The organism is Methyloversatilis sp. RAC08 (assembly GCF_001713355.1).
Taxonomy (GTDB): Bacteria; Pseudomonadota; Gammaproteobacteria; order Burkholderiales; family Rhodocyclaceae; genus Methyloversatilis.
In genome coordinates this window covers 1,405,856-1,421,189 of sequence record NZ_CP016448.1, presented here as the reverse complement: position 1 = coordinate 1,421,189, position 15,334 = coordinate 1,405,856, and the positions used below count along the sequence as shown (strand labels likewise).

The following is a 15,334-nucleotide window of genomic DNA, read 5'->3' as shown; positions in this document are numbered from 1 at the left end:
CAGGGTATTCAGCGCGCGTGATGCTGCCGTGATGCAGATTGATGGGGGCGCTGGTCCGATCGGCGCATGGTTTGTTAACCCGGCTTAATGTTCCGGAATCCGCTGTGTGAGCTTGCGGCGGGCGTGCTTCAGTCAGCGTGGCTGCACACCCGTATCGGTTCGCGGATGGCGTGTGCGGCGAGCAGCCTGCTCAGCGCGGCGATCGCCGTATCGGTCAGTTCATGACCACGCGACAGCACCATCAGTCCGTTGGTGCAGCGCACGTCCTCATCCACGACCCAGCCCGGCACCAGATCGCGTACGCGTGCTGCACGGTGGTGGTTCACCTCGCTGCGGAAATCGGACAATGCCTTCACGATGTAGTCGGGTATGGGCGGACGCACGGTGCGCAGCACTTCGCGTGGGCTGCGCATGGCCTTGGTGTGCGACCAGTCGCGTTCAAGTTCCAGCGCAGCGCGCAGCAGCGGCGCACCGCGTATGACTTCAAGCGGCACCCCGGGCGGCGGATTGTCCGTCTGCCAGCGGATGATTTCGGCCGCCAGTTCCAGGCGCGGAATGGCCGCCACCAGCCGGCTGGCCACCTCCGGATGTTCGCGCAACAGCTTTTTCTCGTCGGCGTTGAGTGGGCGCTGCGCGGCGTCCGCCTGCATCAGCTCGGGCGGTATGCCGACACAGCCGAGCTGGCTCAGCGCGGCCGCGATGCTGTAGATCCAGCCGTCCGACCACTCGAGTCGGGACAGCGCATGCTGCACCGCCGAGTGGGCGAAGCTGGCGCGCTGGAAGGCCCAGGGCGCCACCATGGCGAGCACCTCGGTCAGCGTGTTGACCGCTGCGGTGAGCGTGGTTTCGAGCAGTGCCTTCTCGGCACGTGTCCGGTCATGCTGGCGCACCGCTTCATCGAGCGTGGCGATCAGCGTTTCGGTGGGGCAGGGTTTGCACAGGTAGCGGAAGATGGCGCCGCGGTTGATGGCGGCGATCGACGATTCGACATCCGCCTGACCGGTCAGCAGCACGCGTACGGAGTCGGGCGCCAGTTCGCGCGCGTGGGCGAGGAAGGCGGCGCCGTCCATGCCCGGCATGCGCATGTCGGACACGATGACCGCGAACGGCTCGCCCCACTGCATCGCGTCCAGCGCAGCCACGCCGCCGTTGGCGACCACCACGTCGAAGCGGCCGTGCAGCGCGCGTTCCATTGCCGACAGCAGGTTTGGTTCGTCGTCCACGCAGAGCACGCGAGGCAGGGTGTCTTCAGTCATCGTCAGGGTCCGGGGTAAGCGCGGCATTGCTGGCCTGCCAGTGCGGCCACTGGTCAAGCACGCCGGTATGTTCGAGATAGGCGAGGTCGGGGGGCTGTCCGTTGGCCAGCGCAACGGCGACGTGCACGGCACCCGCCAGACCGAAGCCGGTGGCGGCAGTGCGGCCCGGATGGGTGTGGCGGGCGACGGCATCGACGATGTCCATCGGCAGTCCCCACAACGCCAGCAGATAGGCGCCGACAGCCGCCTGCAGCGGCGTGTCGCAGCCGGTCTTCGCTTCCTGCCCGGCGTTGTCGCGCAGGTCGTGCACCAGCAGTCCGATGCGGGCAAGCAGTGCAGCGGTCGCTGCCTGCGGTTTGCCGCCGGCAGCAATCTGCGTCGCCAGTTGCGAGGCCTGCATCGATCGCCGCTGCAGATGATCCACGAAGGGGTCTTCGGCTGCGTCGGCGAACACGTGCGAGGCCAGCACCAGCAGGCGTACCTGGTCGATGCCGAGCCGGTTGATCGCATCGCCGACACTTCTGATCGCCCCGCCGCCGCCACCGGTGAAATAGGCGGAATTGGCCAGCTGCATGATGCGCGCACTCAGCGCAGGGTCGCTGCCGAGCAGGCGCGACACCTGGCGGGCGTCGCTGGCCGGGTCGGCCAGCAGACGGGTCAGTTCGGCGAATACGCGGGGAGCCGACGGCAGGCGGTTCACCCGGCCGATGACGTCCCTTACCGATGGGTCCTTGAACAGGGCACGCAGCGACAGCGCGCCTTCCAGCGTGGAGAGCAGCACCGCGTTGTCGCAGGGTTTGGAAACGAACTGGTGCGCCACGTCGAGCATGCGCAGTGCGCATTCCGTGTCCGAATAGCCGGACAGAATGATGCGCAGCGTACCGGGCCATTGCTCGCGCACCTTGCCCAGCAGGGCAGCGCCGTCCATGAAGGGCATGCGCATGTCGGACACGACCACGTCGGCCGGGCAGTCGGTGATCGCATCGAGCGCTGCCGGGCCGCTGGTGAAGAAGCGGCAGTTCCAGCCCGTGTCGTTCATCGCCAGCGTGCGTTCGATGCCGGCGAGCACCCGGCTTTCGTCGTCGACGAAAACTACTTCCATGGCGCTTCGCCGTTGTCGGCAGAAAGCGGCAGGCGCATCGTGAAGCAAGTGCCATGGCCGACTTCCGAGTCACAGCGGATTTCTCCGCCGTGCTTGTCGACCACCGTCGAATAGACGATGGCCAGTCCCTGACCGGTGCCCTTGCCGACCGGTTTGGTGGTGAAGAAGGGGTCGAAGATGCGGCCGCGGATGGCTTCCGGGATGCCACTGCCGTCGTCGGCGACACTGATGGCCAGGTGCCGTTCGCCCGCCCGCTCGACCGTGATGCAGATGCGGCCCTTGTCGCGCAGGCCGCTCTGCAATGTGTCGGCCACGGCATGTGCCGCGTTGACCACCAGATTGAGGATGACCTGACCGATCATGTCGCGCATGCAATACAGCGCCGGCAGATCGTCGGCATAGCGGGTTTCAAGTTCGGCGACGTACTTCCATTCGCTGCGCGCCACGGTAACGGTCGTGTTGATCACGTCGCGGATGTCGAGCAGCTCCTTGCCGCCTCTTGACGGGTGCGAGAACTCCTTCATTGCGCTAACGATGCGCGCAACGTGATCCAGCCCGTCCTTCGACTGGGCGAGCGCTTCGGGTATCTGACGGCGCAGGTAGTCGAGTCTGGCCTTCTTCAGCGCTGCATCCAACTCCGCGACCAGCGCGTCGGCAGGTTGCCCCGCGCGGGTGGCATCGACCACCTGCAGTGACCTGTCGAGCAGCATCATCAGGCTTGCGGTCGCCATGCCGATGAAGCCGATGTTGTCGGCGACATACTGCGTCGGCGTGTTGATTTCGTGCGCGATGCCGGCCGCCAGCTGGCCGATGGATTCCATCTTCTGCGCCTGCAGCACCTGCGATTGCGCCAGTCGCAGGTCGGTCAGCGCCTTCTGCAGTTCCTGTCGTTCGCGCTCGAGTTCTTCGGTCTTGAGCGCGATCACCTTGCTCAGGTTGAGGGTCTGTTCGAGCAGGGTGAAGGACGAGGCGCCATCGCCGTCGGCCTGCTGCTGAATGCGCTTCTTGAGGATATCGATGGTCTTGTCGCGCGCCCGCAGCTTGCGTTCGTGTTCGACGGCCGGGACCGTGTCTGCGGACAGTGCGTCGGATGCGGGGGAAAGCGACATGTTCAGCCTCCGATGGCGATCGCGGTCAGCGTCTGGTTAACATGCACGCCGTTGTACTGTTCACCATAGGTGAAGAATCCGAATACGCGGTTCAGCGCCATCAATTCGCTCATATCCTGGTCGATCCGGGTCTGCTCGAATTCGAGCCGGCGCAGGATGCAGTCGCAACCGATCACCAGCGCCGGCGCCGGCATCGTGCGGTGCAGTTCGGCGAAGGCGCTGGTAATCGTCTGCAGTGGGTCGAGCGCCTTGCCGAGGGTAACGATCAGCCCTTCGTCGATCGCGCAGAGGCAGGACAGTGAAAGGTCTTCGTTCATGTTCCGGATGGAACGCACCAGGGCATTGCCGCCGATGGACAGCACCAGCGGGTGGCGCGAAAACACGCACGGTGTCAGCTCGGCCACAGACAGGCCGAGCGCCTCGGCGTAGGCGATTGCCGCCGGTTCGCCGTTCATTTCGTGGACGATGCGCTTGTCAGGATCGGCGCCGGTGATCACCAGTTCGATGGGTCCGGGCGCGAAGTGCTGCGACTTGAAGGCGGTCACCGGCCGTTCGCTGGCGAATAGCGCGAACACCGCGGCGTCAGACAGGAAGCGGCCGTCGCCGGCGTAGACGTGGGTATGCTTGAACAACAGATTGTCACCGGCCGAGCCGCCGATGATCGGCAGATTGCCGACCCTCCGGTACAGCTCGGCGACCAGCCGTTCTTCGGCCATCGACAGGCCATCGACCAGCAGCATTCCGAAGCGGTGCCGGTGGGGATCGCTTTCGCGCGTTGCACGGATGTCGTCCGCGATGACGGCCACCTGTTCGGCATGGCTGGCCAGCGGCGTGACGAGGTAGGGGCGCAGCTGTATGCCGCCGCCGGAAATGGCGACACCGAGGATGCCCGAGCGCTGGAAGCCGTCGGGGCCGAAGTGGCCGCACGACGTGCAGCCTATGGTCGGGCAGGTGAAGCGGTCCTTCAGCGCGAGCCCGAGGGCCTGCAGGTCGAAATCCGGGGAACAGAAGAACAGCACCGCATCCATGTCGGGGCCGTCGATCAGTGCGGCCAGTTCCGCCACGGCCTGCGCCGGATCGGTCGATTCACTGGCGCCGAACCGGGTGTTGATGGCCATCGATGCTCTCCTCGTGTGAGCATCGGTTAACGACCCCCGCCGCGGCTGCCTGAAGCCAGCGGGGCCGCCGTTCGTCGGCTGTTTAGCGGTTGGCGTGGGTGGCGGTGAACACCGCCACGAACACTTCGCGCAGGAACAGACTCAGCGACAGGATCAGCGACAGCATGGCCAGTACGAAGAAGCCGGCCAGCAGGTCGGACAGCACGACCGTGAACAGCACGCCGAAGAAGGCGCACGACACCACCAGACAGACCATCAGCGCCGACAGTACGGCGAACAGCACGGCCAGATAGACCAGTCGCGCACGCTGCGACAGCAGCGCGAGTTCGGTCGCGTTGCTCATGGTTTCGTCTTCGCATTGCTTGCCACCCCGCGCCAGCACGACGCGGCGGCGGTCGATGATGCGACCGAGCCGGTTGTTCAGCGTACCGATCAGCGTGGCGATCGCGGTCAGCAGGAAGACCGGTGCCACGGCCAGGCCGATGGCGTGCGTGATGGTGTCGATGGTGGTCTGCAGAACCATGGCCGTGCCTTACGGAATCTTGAAATCGAGTTCGAATTTGGCGCCGTCGTCAAGCGCCAGCGTGCGCGTGAGCCAGGGCAACACGGTCTTCAGCGTGCCTGGAAGCGTCCACGGCGGATTGACGATGAACAGGCCGCTGCCGTGCATGCCGAAGCCGTCCGGCGACGGCTTGCGCGTGGTCAGCGACACATGCAGCCAGGCCGGCACCGGCAGGCGTTTGAGTTTGGCCGGCAGGTCGCGCGATTCCATGCGGTGCAGCTGCGGATACCACAGGCAGTAGGTGCCGCTCGGAAACCGCGTGTTGGCGTCGCGCAGCGTTTCGAAGGCGAGCCGGTAGTCTTCGCGGATTTCGTACGGCGGGTCAATCAGCACCAGCGCACGACGCGGCGGCGGCGGCAACAGGGTGCGCAGGCCGGAAAAGCCGTCGGATTTTTCGACCTTCACGCTGCGACCGGCCTCTGCGAAGGCGGCGTTCAGCAGCTTGTTGTCGGCCGTGTGCAACTCGAACAGTCGCATCCGGTCGTCGTCGCGCAGCAGCGCGCGCGCAATCATCGGCGAGCCCGGATAGGCGCGCAGTTTGGGGCCGCTGTTGAAGGCGCGCACCAGATCGACATAGGTCGCAAGCTGCGGCGGCAGGTCGGGCGCCGCCCACAGTCTTGCGATGCCGCTGGCGTACTCGGCGTTCTTGGCCGCGAAGCCACTGTCGAGCGCATAGCCGCCGGCACCGGCGTGCGTATCGATGTACCAGTAAGGTTTGTCCTTCTGGTTCAGGTGCTGAAGCAGTTCAACGAGGACGAAGTGCTTGAGCACATCGGCCGGGTTGCCTGCATGGAAGGCGTGGCGGTAACTGAGCATGGCGGGGCGGGGGAGGTGGAACGCAAGTATACGTCGCCGCCCGGTGCGCCAACCGGCGTTGTGGGGCGATGCGATACGATCCGGACTTGGGCTGGTTGCCTTCCGCTCGGGAAAGAAGTGCTTCGATGCCTATACAGTACGTCCGGCAGCTGACGGGACGTGTCCGGACGCCGGACGCCAACCGTCACCTCGGCTTTGCGCTCGCGTTTGTCGCGGGTGCCATCAACGCGGGCGGGTTCCTCGCTGTCGCTCAGTACACGTCGCACATGACAGGCATCGTGTCTGCGATTGCCGACGATCTGGTGCTGCGCGAATACGGCCTGGTGCTCGCCGGGCTGGGCGGTCTGCTGTCATTCCTGAGCGGTGCCGCCTGCAGCGCCATCATGATCAACTATTCACGTGGCCGGAAGCTGCACGGCGAATATGCGCTGCCCCTGCTGCTGGAAGCCGGCCTGCTGCTGTGTTTCGGCTTGCTCGGGGCGCGGCTGTCGGAGATCCAGGGCCTGTTCGTGCCGCTGACCGTCATGCTGCTGTGTTTCATCATGGGCTTGCAGAACGCCATCATCACCAAGCTGTCGCACGGGGAAGTGCGCACGACGCACCTGACCGGCGTGATCACCGACATCGGCATCGAGCTGGGCAAGCTGATCTACTGGAACCGCGGGCGAGCCGCCGGCCAGCAGGTGAGCGCGGATCGTGATCGTCTGCGCGTCCTGCTGTCGCTGACCGCCTGCTTCTTCGGGGGTGGAGTGGCCGGGGCACTGGGTTTCAAGCATGTGGGCTACGTGTCCACCCTGCCACTGGCAGCGCTGCTTGTCGTGCTGGCGCTGATCCCCGCTCTCGATGACCTGAGGCCTCTCTTCCGAAGGGCGCCGCGGCGCTGATCTGCCGCGGTGGTCACGTCGATCCGACGCCGCGTCCGGATACCTCGCCCGGTAGTCGATACTCAGACCACGAAGCGGCCGACGTTTTCCTGCAGCTGGCCGGCGAGCTTTTCCAGACCGAGTGTTTCACCGTCGGCGCGCCGGGTGACGTCGGCATTCTGTTCCGCCATGCCGGCGATGCGTTCCACACCCTGCGCCACGCTCTGGCTGGCGCTGCTCTGTTCGCGCGTGGCAGCGGCGATTTCCTTCATCGCGGAGGCGGTGCGTTCGCTTTGCTCGCTGATGACACGCAACACGGCACCGGCTTCGGTCGCCCGGCTCACGCCGGTGGCGACCTGATCGCTGACTTCGCTGATGCGCTGCACGACCTTGTCGGCGTCGGCCTGCACGCTGCTCACCATGCTGGCGATTTCCTTCGTCGAGGCGGCCGTGCGTTCGGCCAGCTTGCGCACTTCGTCGGCCACCACGGCGAAGCCGCGGCCGGATTCACCGGCGCGTGCCGCTTCGATGGCCGCGTTGAGTGCCAGCAGATTGGTCTGTTCAGCGATTTCCTGGATGATGCGGCCGACATTCGAGATTTCGCGTGTGCGGCCGGCCAGATCGGTCACGGCGGTCGAGGCGTCATTGATGTCGCGCGCGATGTGCTGCATGCCATCGACCACGGCGTGCAACTGCCGCTCGCCGTCCATCGCGGCACTGCGCGCCTCGCGGCTGACCGCATCGGCCACACCGGCGCTGTCGGCCACGTGGGTGATGCTGACCGACAGTTCTTCGATTGCGGCGGCAAGGCCGGCCGCGGCGCTGCTCTGTTCGGTCGAACCTTCGACCACTTCGCTCGAGCCGGCACGCAGCGAACGCGCCGCTGCGCCCACCGCGCGGGCCGCGTCAGCCGTGGCGGTGATCAGCGCGGCCGTCTTGCGCGTCGCTTCGTTGATCTGCACGGTGATCAGGTCAAGTTCATTGCGGCTTTCGCCGGCCTGCACCGCAAGACGCTGGCTGAAATCGCCATTGCCCAGTCGGGTCATCGCCGCCGACACATCCTTCAGCCGCACGAGACGGCTGTGCGCCAGCCACCAGGTCAGCGCCGCCAGCAGCAGGGCGGCGCCGACGCAGATCATGATCAACTGGTTGCGCAGCCGCACGCCGGCGGCCGTGAATTCAGCGACATGCGCGCCTGAGGACACCATCCAGCCCCAGGTATCCGAGGTGCGGAAGGTGGCGAGCTTGGGTGCCAGGCTGCCATCGGCGAGCGGCCAGTCATACACCAGCTGGCCATTCTTCATGTCGAGTTGTTGTGCGATGACACTGGTCAGCGCCGGGTTGCCGATGTCGGCGATCGACTTTCCGGCGTGTTCGGGGTGCAGGATCATTTCGCTCGCGTCTGCCGACTCGCCCGGCTTCAGGATATGCAGATAGCCGGTGTCGCCGATGCGCAGGGTTTTCAGCGACGCGAACAGCTGGTCGATGCCCTGTTGAACGTCAACCCGTGCCGACAGCGCGCCGACCACATTGCCCGAAGCGTCCTTGATCGGTTCCAGCGAGGAGATGTAGAAGCGGCCATTGCGGACCACAACGCCCGAATACGGCTTGCCGGCGAGCAGGGTGTCGGTTTCCTTGCTCTTGCTGATGGCCTTGCCGGCCATCGACTTGCCGTCCTTGTCCTTCAGCAGCGTCGCCACGCGGACGAACTCGTCACCGACGCGCACCATGATCGCCGGATCGGCACCGATCAGGTCGCGCAGCCCGCTGACGCGGTCGGTGTCGCCATTGAGTGCCGCGCCATTGACGCGTGCGATGCGTACCGCGCCGTAGCTGCCCATTGGCATCGTGTCCTCGCCGATCACCACGTCACCGCCGAGCCCGCGTTTCAATGCGCTCATGCCCTTTTCGGCACTGGCCATTGCATTGTGATAGCTCAGGTCGAGCAGCTTCACCGTGGCATCGGCCTGCTCACCAAGATGCGCTTCTGTCTGCTGCAGCGTGGAACGCTGGGTGGACATCGATACGATGACGATCAGCGAAGCGAAAATCACCGCGCAAAGCAGGCCGATCGAAATCGAAAGCTGATGGACCACCGAAAGGCGGCTGAATGCGTTCATGAGAAGTCTCCTGTGGGGCCCCGCAGTGCCTTGAGTGGCCGCGCGAGGCGATTTGCCAAGAGATTCACGGCACAGGCGCGGAAAACTGGAGTCAGGCGATGCGGTCCGTCGTGCAGCCGGCCTGCAGCAGGCGTGCGAGCACGCCTTCCGGTCCGGTGAGGTGGGAGGCGCCGAAAGCGGCAAACACGCCGCCCTCGCGGATCTGCGGCAGCAGGCGTTCCACGAATCGCGCATTGCGCTGGCCGAGCAGCGACTGCATGAACAGGTCGGCATGGCGCCGCAGCGCCTTGTCATCGCCGATCAGCCGGGTATTGATGCGTGCCAGCTCGCCGGTGTCGCCGGCCAGCCAGGCGTCGGTCATCGGCGACACACCGGCCTGTATCGCATCGTGCCGGCGCGCGCTGTCGATCAGCAGCGCCATGACCGTCGCGTCGGGCAGGCGCGCGATCGCATCGATCTGTTCCTGCACGTTTTCGATCGGCAGGATTTTCCGGCCTGAGGCACGCGCGCGGCGCACCAATACCTCGTCTAGCGTGGGCTGCGCGCCGCCGACCGGCTGCAGCAGCGTCACCAGCGCCGCCCACGGGCGCAACCGCGGCTGCACGCGTTCGTCGACGCCATGCAGCGCAAGCTTCTGCGACACCTGCGGCCAGTGCTTCCTGCCGACCTTTTTCGGCAGGTCGTCGGCGTCCGAAGTGCTGGCAGCCATGAAGGCATTCACGGCGTCGGCATCGGCGACCAGTTCCGGCATGAAGACGCGCGCTGCATCTATATAGGTGTACAGCGGTGCAGCACGGTCGAGCACGCGCGGCTCACCGCTGTGCAGCGTGCCGAACAGATGGCTGACCGGTGCGTCACCGAGCGTGATCTTCCACAGCAGGCCGTGATCGTACGGGGCGGTCGGCGCCGCGGGCAGTGCCGTCGGCAGCGCGGTCGCCAGGGCCATGGCGCCGCACTGACGAAGAAAAAGGCGACGCGCTGTCATGTCGTCCAGGCGCCGCGAATGGCAGCGATGCCGTGCGCACCGCAGGCGTGCGCCGCCTGCCTGTGCGATGCGTCGAGCCCGCCGATGGCGAACACCGGAATGCCGCAGTCGGCAACCAGCGCCGTCAGCGTGTCCCAACCGAGGCCAGCTGCGCCGGGATGAGTGGCGGTCGGCAGCACCGGGCCGACCACCGCGTAGTCGAGGCCCAGCCGCTGGGCCTGCGCGAGTTCGTCGGCCGTGTGGCAGGACGCGCCGACCCATTCGAAGTCGGGTCGGGCTGCCAGCGCGGCAAGCTGCGCCGACTTCAGATGCACGCCATCGGCGCCCAGCGCGCGGGCGAGCGCCGGCTCGCCGTTGACGACGGCAGGCGAACCGCCGGCGTGCGCCAGCCGGATCGCGTCGGCGGCGAAGGCCTGCGTCGCGTCATCCATCACCGGTTCACGGATCTGCAGCATCAGTCGCTGCCGCGCGCAGGCGCGGCGGATGGCGTCGAGCTGCGCCGCATGGCCGATCTGCCAGGCATGGCTGATGGCCATGAAACCGGGCAGGCGCAGCGATTTGAGCACCGGCCCGTTGGCCGGCAGCATCGGCCCGACGGTCAGCACATCGGCCTGCTGCCAGCTCAACGCGCTGTGTACATGGTCCTGCAGCGCGCCCTTCCAGGCTTCGACCCGGAAAAAGTGCAGCCGCACGAAGGCGTGCTCGTATTCGTGCGACAGCGTGAGCCAGGGCGAACAGGCGGTGACCGTGATGCCCAGTTCTTCGTCCAGCTCGCGCTTGAGCGCATCGACCGGCGCTTCGCCCGCTTCCACCTTGCCGCCGGGAAACTCCCAGTAGCCCGGATAGAAGGTGCCCGGCGCGCGCTGGCCGAGCAGGAATTCCCGTCCGCGTGCGCTGTCCCGGAAAATGACGGCCGCCGCGACGGCGACCTGTTTGCGTTCGGTCATGAAGGTTGTGGCGTCCGAAAAAACCTGTTGCCGCGGCTGAGCGCTGGACAAACGGATGGGGACAGCGCCGTCAGGCGCCGACTTTCAATCCGCAGCGAGGCATTCACTGCCGGGCATGCTGGCCCGCCCAGTCGCGCGCGAACTGCCAGGCGACACGGCCGCTGCGCGAGCCGCGTTCCAGCGTCCAGCGCAGCGCATCGGCGCGACATGCTTCGATCTGGTCTGGCGGCACACCGAGCTTCTTCAGCCAGTGGCGCACGATGTCCAGATACGCTTCCTGATCGAAGGGGTAGAAGGACAGCCACAGGCCGAAGCGCTCGGACAGCGAAATCTTCTCCTCGGTCGCTTCGCCCGGATGCACTTCGCCGTCGACATGCTTCGCTTCGTTGTTTTCGGAGAAGTATTCCGGCATCAGGTGACGCCGGTTCGACGTGGCGTAGATGAGCACGTTGTCGAGCACCGCCGACACCGAGCCGTCGAGAATGCTCTTCAACGCCTTGTAGCCCGGCTCGCCGGATTCGAACGACAGGTCGTCGCAATAGATGATGAAGCGCTCGGGCCGGTTGGCGATCAGGTCGGTGATGTCGGGCAGGTCGACCAGATCGTCGCGGTCGACCTCGATCAGGCGCAGGCCTTTCTTCGAAAAATCATTCAGCAGCGCCTTCACCAGCGAACTCTTGCCGGTGCCGCGCGCACCGGTCAGCAGCACATTGTTGGCCGGCTTGCCGTCGACGAACTGCTTGGTGTTGGTGGTGATGCGCGCCTTCTGCACGTCGATGTCCTTCAGGTCGGACAGGCGCAGCTTGTGCGGGTGGGCGACCGGTTCCAGCCGGCCGCGACCGTTGCTGCGTCGCCAGCGGTAGGCGGTCGCCTTCCAGTCGGGTGGCGCCGGCGGCGCCGGGATCATGTGTTCGAGGCGATCGAACAGCGCATGCGCGCGGGCGATCAGGCTTTCGAAACCGTCACGGTCTGTCATGGTCATCCTTCTTGTCGGTGAGCGCCTTCGGCGGCTCGGTGTCGGAGGCGTCCTTTTCCTTGCGCGGCAGCGTCCACCACAGGATGAACAGAAGCAGCGCCAGCGCAACGCCGGCTTCGAGGAGGAATATCCACATGGGTGAAGTGTCTGCGAAACGTCCGTCTTGAATGCAGCCGTCCGGCAGGACCGCTGCTCGTTATCATTGCACCCTCAGCGTCTGCGGGCGCGCCAATCTAAAGCACATCACGATGTTCCAGCAAATCCGCCGCGGCGTCCGGCTTGCCGTGCTCGCTTCGGCCACCGCATTGCTCGCCGCCTGCGGCTCGGCCCCGAGGCCCGGGCCGGCGAGCCCTGCCGTCATGACGTCCTGCCCCGATGTGCAGCCAGCCGCCGCGACGCCGCAAGTCTGCCCGACCTGCCCGGCGTGCGCCGCCTGCCCGGTCTGCCCACCCGCCGTACCGGTGCCCGAGGCGAAGCTGCCGCCGAAGTTGATCGCCGCCGAGTGGTCCGCGCTCGAAGGCTGGGCCGACGACGATCTGCGCGAAGCCTTGCCGGCGATGCGTGCCAGCTGCAGCGCGCTGGCCAGCCGTGCCGAGTGGCGCGCGCCGTGTGCCGCGCTCGCGTCGCTCGTTCAGGAAGACAGCGCTGCGGTGCGCGCGTTCTTTGAATCCACCTTCCGTCCGTGGCAACTCCTCAATGGCGACGGTACCGACCAGGGCCTGGTGACCGGCTATTACGAACCGCTGCTGCGCGCGAGCCGCACGCGTGGCGGTATCTATATGCACCCGATACACGGTGTGCCGGACGACCTGCTGGTGATCGACGTCGCCAGCCTGCACCCGGATCTGAAGCACCTGCGGCTGCGCGGTCGCGTCGAGGGACGCAAGGTGGTGCCTTACTGGTCGCGCAGCGAACTAGACGCGCGCGCGGCTGAACTCGACCGCAAGGTGCTGTTCTGGGCGGCCGACGCGCTCGATGTGTTCTTCCTGCAGGTTCAGGGTTCCGGCCAGGTGGAACTGCCGGATGGCAGCCGGGTACGCGTGGGCTATGCCGACCAGAATGGCCACAGCTATCAGTCGATTGGTCGCTGGCTGGTCGATCAGGGCGAGCTGAAACTCGAACAGGCGTCGATGCAGGGCATCCGGCAGTGGGCGCGCGCCAATCCTTCGCGTGTCGCGACAATGATGGCGGCCAACCCGAGCTATGTGTTCTTTCGTGAGCTGCCGATCGGCAAGCAGGCGCCCGGGCTACCGGAAGGACCGCTCGGTGCGCTCGGCGTGCCGATCGCCGGCGAGCGGGTGATCGCGGTCGATCCGCGCAGCGTGCCGCTGGGCGCGCCGGTGTGGCTGGACACGACGCGCCCGAACAGCGCCGATCCGCTGCGTCGGCTCATGATGGCGCAGGACACCGGTGGCGCGATCAAGGGAGGCGTGCGCGCCGATTTCTTCTGGGGCTTCGGTCCGGAGGCCGGCGCGCTGGCAGGTCGCATGCGCCAGCAGGGCCGCATGTGGGTGCTGCTGCCGGTCGGCGTCACGCCGCCCTGAGCGGCGGGATGACAGGGAGGGTTCGATGAAGGATCAGGTAGACGGCCACATACTCAGTGCGTGCGAAAAGGGCATTGCGACGATCACCATTTCGAATCCGGCACGACGCAACGCGTTTTCGGTGGCCATGCTGCAGGCCATGCGCCGGGCGGTGGACACGAGCCTGGCCGACCCGGACTGCCGCGTGCTGGTGTTGCGCGGTGCGGGCGGCTGCTTCAGCGCCGGCGGCGACATCAACGATTTCCGCGCCACCCTGTATCTGGAGGCGCCGGCGCGGCTTGATGCCTATCGTGCCTTGATCGAGAACTGGGTCAATCCGGTCATCCTTGCGCTGCGCCGCGCGCACCAGCCCGTGCTGTCGCTGGTGCAGGGTGCCTGTGCCGGCTACGGGCTGTCGCTCGCGCTGGCATCCGACTGCGTGATCGCCGCCGACGATGCGGTATTCAGTACCGCTTATACCGGGCTGGCGCTGCCGTGTGATGGTGGCCAGTCAGTGTTCCTGATGCAGGCGCTGGGCGAGCGGCGGGCGCGCGAACTGATGTGGTCGGCGCGGCGGGTTGCTGCGCCGGAAGCGCTGGCGCTCGGTCTGGTCGAACAGGTGGTGCCGGCCGCCGGGCTGGATGGCGCAGCGCAGGCGCGCATTGCGCACTTCGCCCAGGGACCGCGTCACGCACTGGCGGAAATCAAGCGCCTGCTGGTGGCTGCCGGCCCATCACTTGAAGCGCAGCTCGCGGCCGAGGCGCTGGCGTTTGCGCGCTGCGCGGCGACGATGGATTTCGTCGAAGGGGTGACGGCGTTCGCAGACAGACGCGCACCGGTGTTTCGCGGGCGCTGAACGTTCCGTCACTGGGGACATCCGTTGTCCCATCGGTCCCATGGCGGACTCAAGCTGGTTCGGCCTGAGTCGATATCACTCGCGGGCCATAATGAAGGTCGCTGCTTGCCCACGTCGCCGTCAGGTTTTCCGATCTCGGCATGGCCGGATATCTGCCGGATCAGCATGCATTTCGAGACACAGTTCCGAAAGGAATCGACATTCCTGACCGTTATCGATAAAGAATTTGTTGTGCTGACCTGAGCGGGTGCGGCGTGCGCCGTGCCCGGGTTCCGAATTTCCGATGCTGCGCGGCATCGACCACTGATTCCGGCAAAACGATGAACAACAGCGAAGCGGGCATGATCGAGGCGGTGGCGCAGGGCGTCAATGCGCCCGGTGTCGTCAAGGACGTGCTGTTCAAGGACATCGGTCTCAAGATCGGCGACCGGCTCATTCTTGAACCGCCGCCGAAGCTTGGCGAACAGCTTGGCATGGTCAAGCTGATCGGCTATGTCAACGATGTGAGCGTGCTGGTCACGATGCCCGACACCCGCGCCTGGGCCGGCCCGCCGATCGAAGGCGACGAATTCGCGGTGCGCGCGTTCTCGGGCCGTCATGCCTACGGCTTCTCGACCACGGTCGGCAAGCGCTCGGTCAACCCCTTCGAGTACCTGCACCTTCAGTTTCCGCGCCGCATCACGATGCGCCAGATCCGCAATGCGGAGCGAATTGCCACAACCATCAGCGCGCGCGTGCTCGACGGTGCCGAGCCGGTATCGACCACGGTGACCAATCTCAGTGCCACCGGTGCCGAAGTGCGCGCCTGGGACCCGCCGCGTGCCATCGGGGAAACGATTTCCCTGGAGTTGATTCTCGACATCCACAAGGTGCGGACCCGGGTGGTGGTCAGCGCAACCATCCGCAATACGCACGACATCGTCGACACCGGCGAGGCCGCGTACGGCGTCGAGTTTTCCGACGTCAACGCGCAGACCAACATCTTCCTGAAGAGCTTCGTCTACCAGAATCTGGTGGAACAGCCGCACAAGCGCCTGTAGCCGGCGTGACCGGTGCCCTGCGCATGACAGGCGTCAGCGGGCGCCGATAGGCGAGAACCGC

General features: G+C 66.1%; 14 protein-coding genes and 1 pseudogene. 4 read left to right on the top strand and 11 right to left on the bottom strand.

What is annotated here, in order from left to right; all coding sequences use genetic code 11:
• Positions 1-128: 128 nt before the first annotated feature.
• From BSY238_RS06495 to BSY238_RS06470, 6 genes are all read right to left on the bottom strand, one after another.
• On the bottom strand, positions 129-1,256 hold the full coding sequence (locus BSY238_RS06495; RefSeq protein WP_069038419.1) for a response regulator: 1,128 nt from the start codon (positions 1,254-1,256) through the stop codon (positions 129-131).
• Positions 1,249-2,358, bottom strand: coding sequence for an HDOD domain-containing protein (locus tag BSY238_RS06490; RefSeq protein ID WP_069038418.1), 1,110 nt, complete (start codon positions 2,356-2,358; stop codon positions 1,249-1,251). Before BSY238_RS06490 ends, BSY238_RS06495 begins: the two co-directional genes overlap by 8 nt.
• Positions 2,349-3,467 (bottom strand): sensor histidine kinase, encoded by a 1,119-nt coding sequence (locus tag BSY238_RS06485; protein WP_069038417.1) that lies wholly within the window; start codon positions 3,465-3,467, stop codon positions 2,349-2,351. Before BSY238_RS06485 ends, BSY238_RS06490 begins: the two co-directional genes overlap by 10 nt.
• 2 nt (positions 3,468-3,469) lie before the next feature.
• A complete protein-coding gene (locus BSY238_RS06480) occupies positions 3,470-4,585 on the bottom strand; it encodes an FIST N-terminal domain-containing protein (protein WP_069038416.1) in 1,116 nt (371 codons plus the stop codon).
• Between the two features lie 82 nt (positions 4,586-4,667).
• Positions 4,668-5,108: a DUF2721 domain-containing protein gene (locus BSY238_RS06475; protein ID WP_069038415.1), complete on the bottom strand. Its 441-nt coding sequence runs from the start codon at positions 5,106-5,108 to the stop codon at positions 4,668-4,670.
• Between the two features lie 9 nt (positions 5,109-5,117).
• Positions 5,118-5,963 carry a 23S rRNA (adenine(2030)-N(6))-methyltransferase RlmJ gene (locus BSY238_RS06470; protein ID WP_069038414.1) on the bottom strand — a complete coding sequence of 282 codons (846 nt, stop codon included), beginning with the start codon at positions 5,961-5,963 and terminating at the stop codon, positions 5,118-5,120.
• Positions 5,964-6,088: 125 nt separating this feature from the next.
• On the opposite strand from BSY238_RS06470, the pseudogene BSY238_RS06465 reads away from it, so the two are divergent.
• Positions 6,089-6,817: pseudogene (locus BSY238_RS06465) on the top strand (YoaK family protein); the annotation flags it as partial.
• Between the two features lie 92 nt (positions 6,818-6,909).
• Here the strand turns inward: BSY238_RS06465 and BSY238_RS06460 are convergent.
• The 5 genes from BSY238_RS06460 to BSY238_RS18520 all read right to left on the bottom strand — a co-directional run bounded on the left by BSY238_RS06460 (position 6,910) and on the right by BSY238_RS18520 (position 11,990).
• On the bottom strand, positions 6,910-8,946 hold the full coding sequence (locus BSY238_RS06460) for a methyl-accepting chemotaxis protein (protein WP_069038412.1): 2,037 nt from the start codon (positions 8,944-8,946) through the stop codon (positions 6,910-6,912).
• 91 nt (positions 8,947-9,037) lie between these two features.
• Complete coding sequence (locus BSY238_RS06455; RefSeq protein WP_223300297.1) at positions 9,038-9,892, bottom strand: TraB/GumN family protein; 855 nt, start codon at positions 9,890-9,892, stop codon at positions 9,038-9,040.
• A gap of 35 nt (positions 9,893-9,927) precedes the next feature.
• Positions 9,928-10,878 carry a Nudix family hydrolase gene (locus tag BSY238_RS06450; protein WP_069038410.1) on the bottom strand — a complete coding sequence of 317 codons (951 nt, stop codon included), beginning with the start codon at positions 10,876-10,878 and terminating at the stop codon, positions 9,928-9,930.
• Between the two features lie 103 nt (positions 10,879-10,981).
• The gene (locus BSY238_RS06445; protein ID WP_069038409.1) at positions 10,982-11,854 is read right to left on the bottom strand and encodes an ATP-binding protein; all 873 of its coding nucleotides are present in this window, start codon (positions 11,852-11,854) and stop codon (positions 10,982-10,984) included.
• Positions 11,841-11,990 (bottom strand): hypothetical protein, encoded by a 150-nt coding sequence (locus BSY238_RS18520; RefSeq protein WP_190295063.1) that lies wholly within the window; start codon positions 11,988-11,990, stop codon positions 11,841-11,843. The genes BSY238_RS06445 and BSY238_RS18520 overlap by 14 nt, the downstream gene beginning before the upstream one ends.
• Positions 11,991-12,102: 112 nt before the next feature.
• Here BSY238_RS18520 and mltA point away from each other — a divergent pair, with 112 nt between their 5' ends.
• From mltA to BSY238_RS06430, 3 genes are all read left to right on the top strand, one after another.
• Positions 12,103-13,398 carry a murein transglycosylase A gene (gene mltA, locus BSY238_RS06440; RefSeq protein ID WP_069038408.1) on the top strand — a complete coding sequence of 432 codons (1,296 nt, stop codon included), beginning with the start codon at positions 12,103-12,105 and terminating at the stop codon, positions 13,396-13,398.
• 25 nt (positions 13,399-13,423) lie between these two features.
• Complete coding sequence (locus tag BSY238_RS06435) at positions 13,424-14,233, top strand: enoyl-CoA hydratase-related protein (RefSeq protein ID WP_069038407.1); 810 nt, start codon at positions 13,424-13,426, stop codon at positions 14,231-14,233.
• Between the two features lie 320 nt (positions 14,234-14,553).
• Positions 14,554-15,273, top strand: coding sequence for a flagellar brake protein (locus BSY238_RS06430; RefSeq protein WP_069038406.1), 720 nt, complete (start codon positions 14,554-14,556; stop codon positions 15,271-15,273).
• The last annotated feature ends 61 nt before the right edge of the window (positions 15,274-15,334 follow it).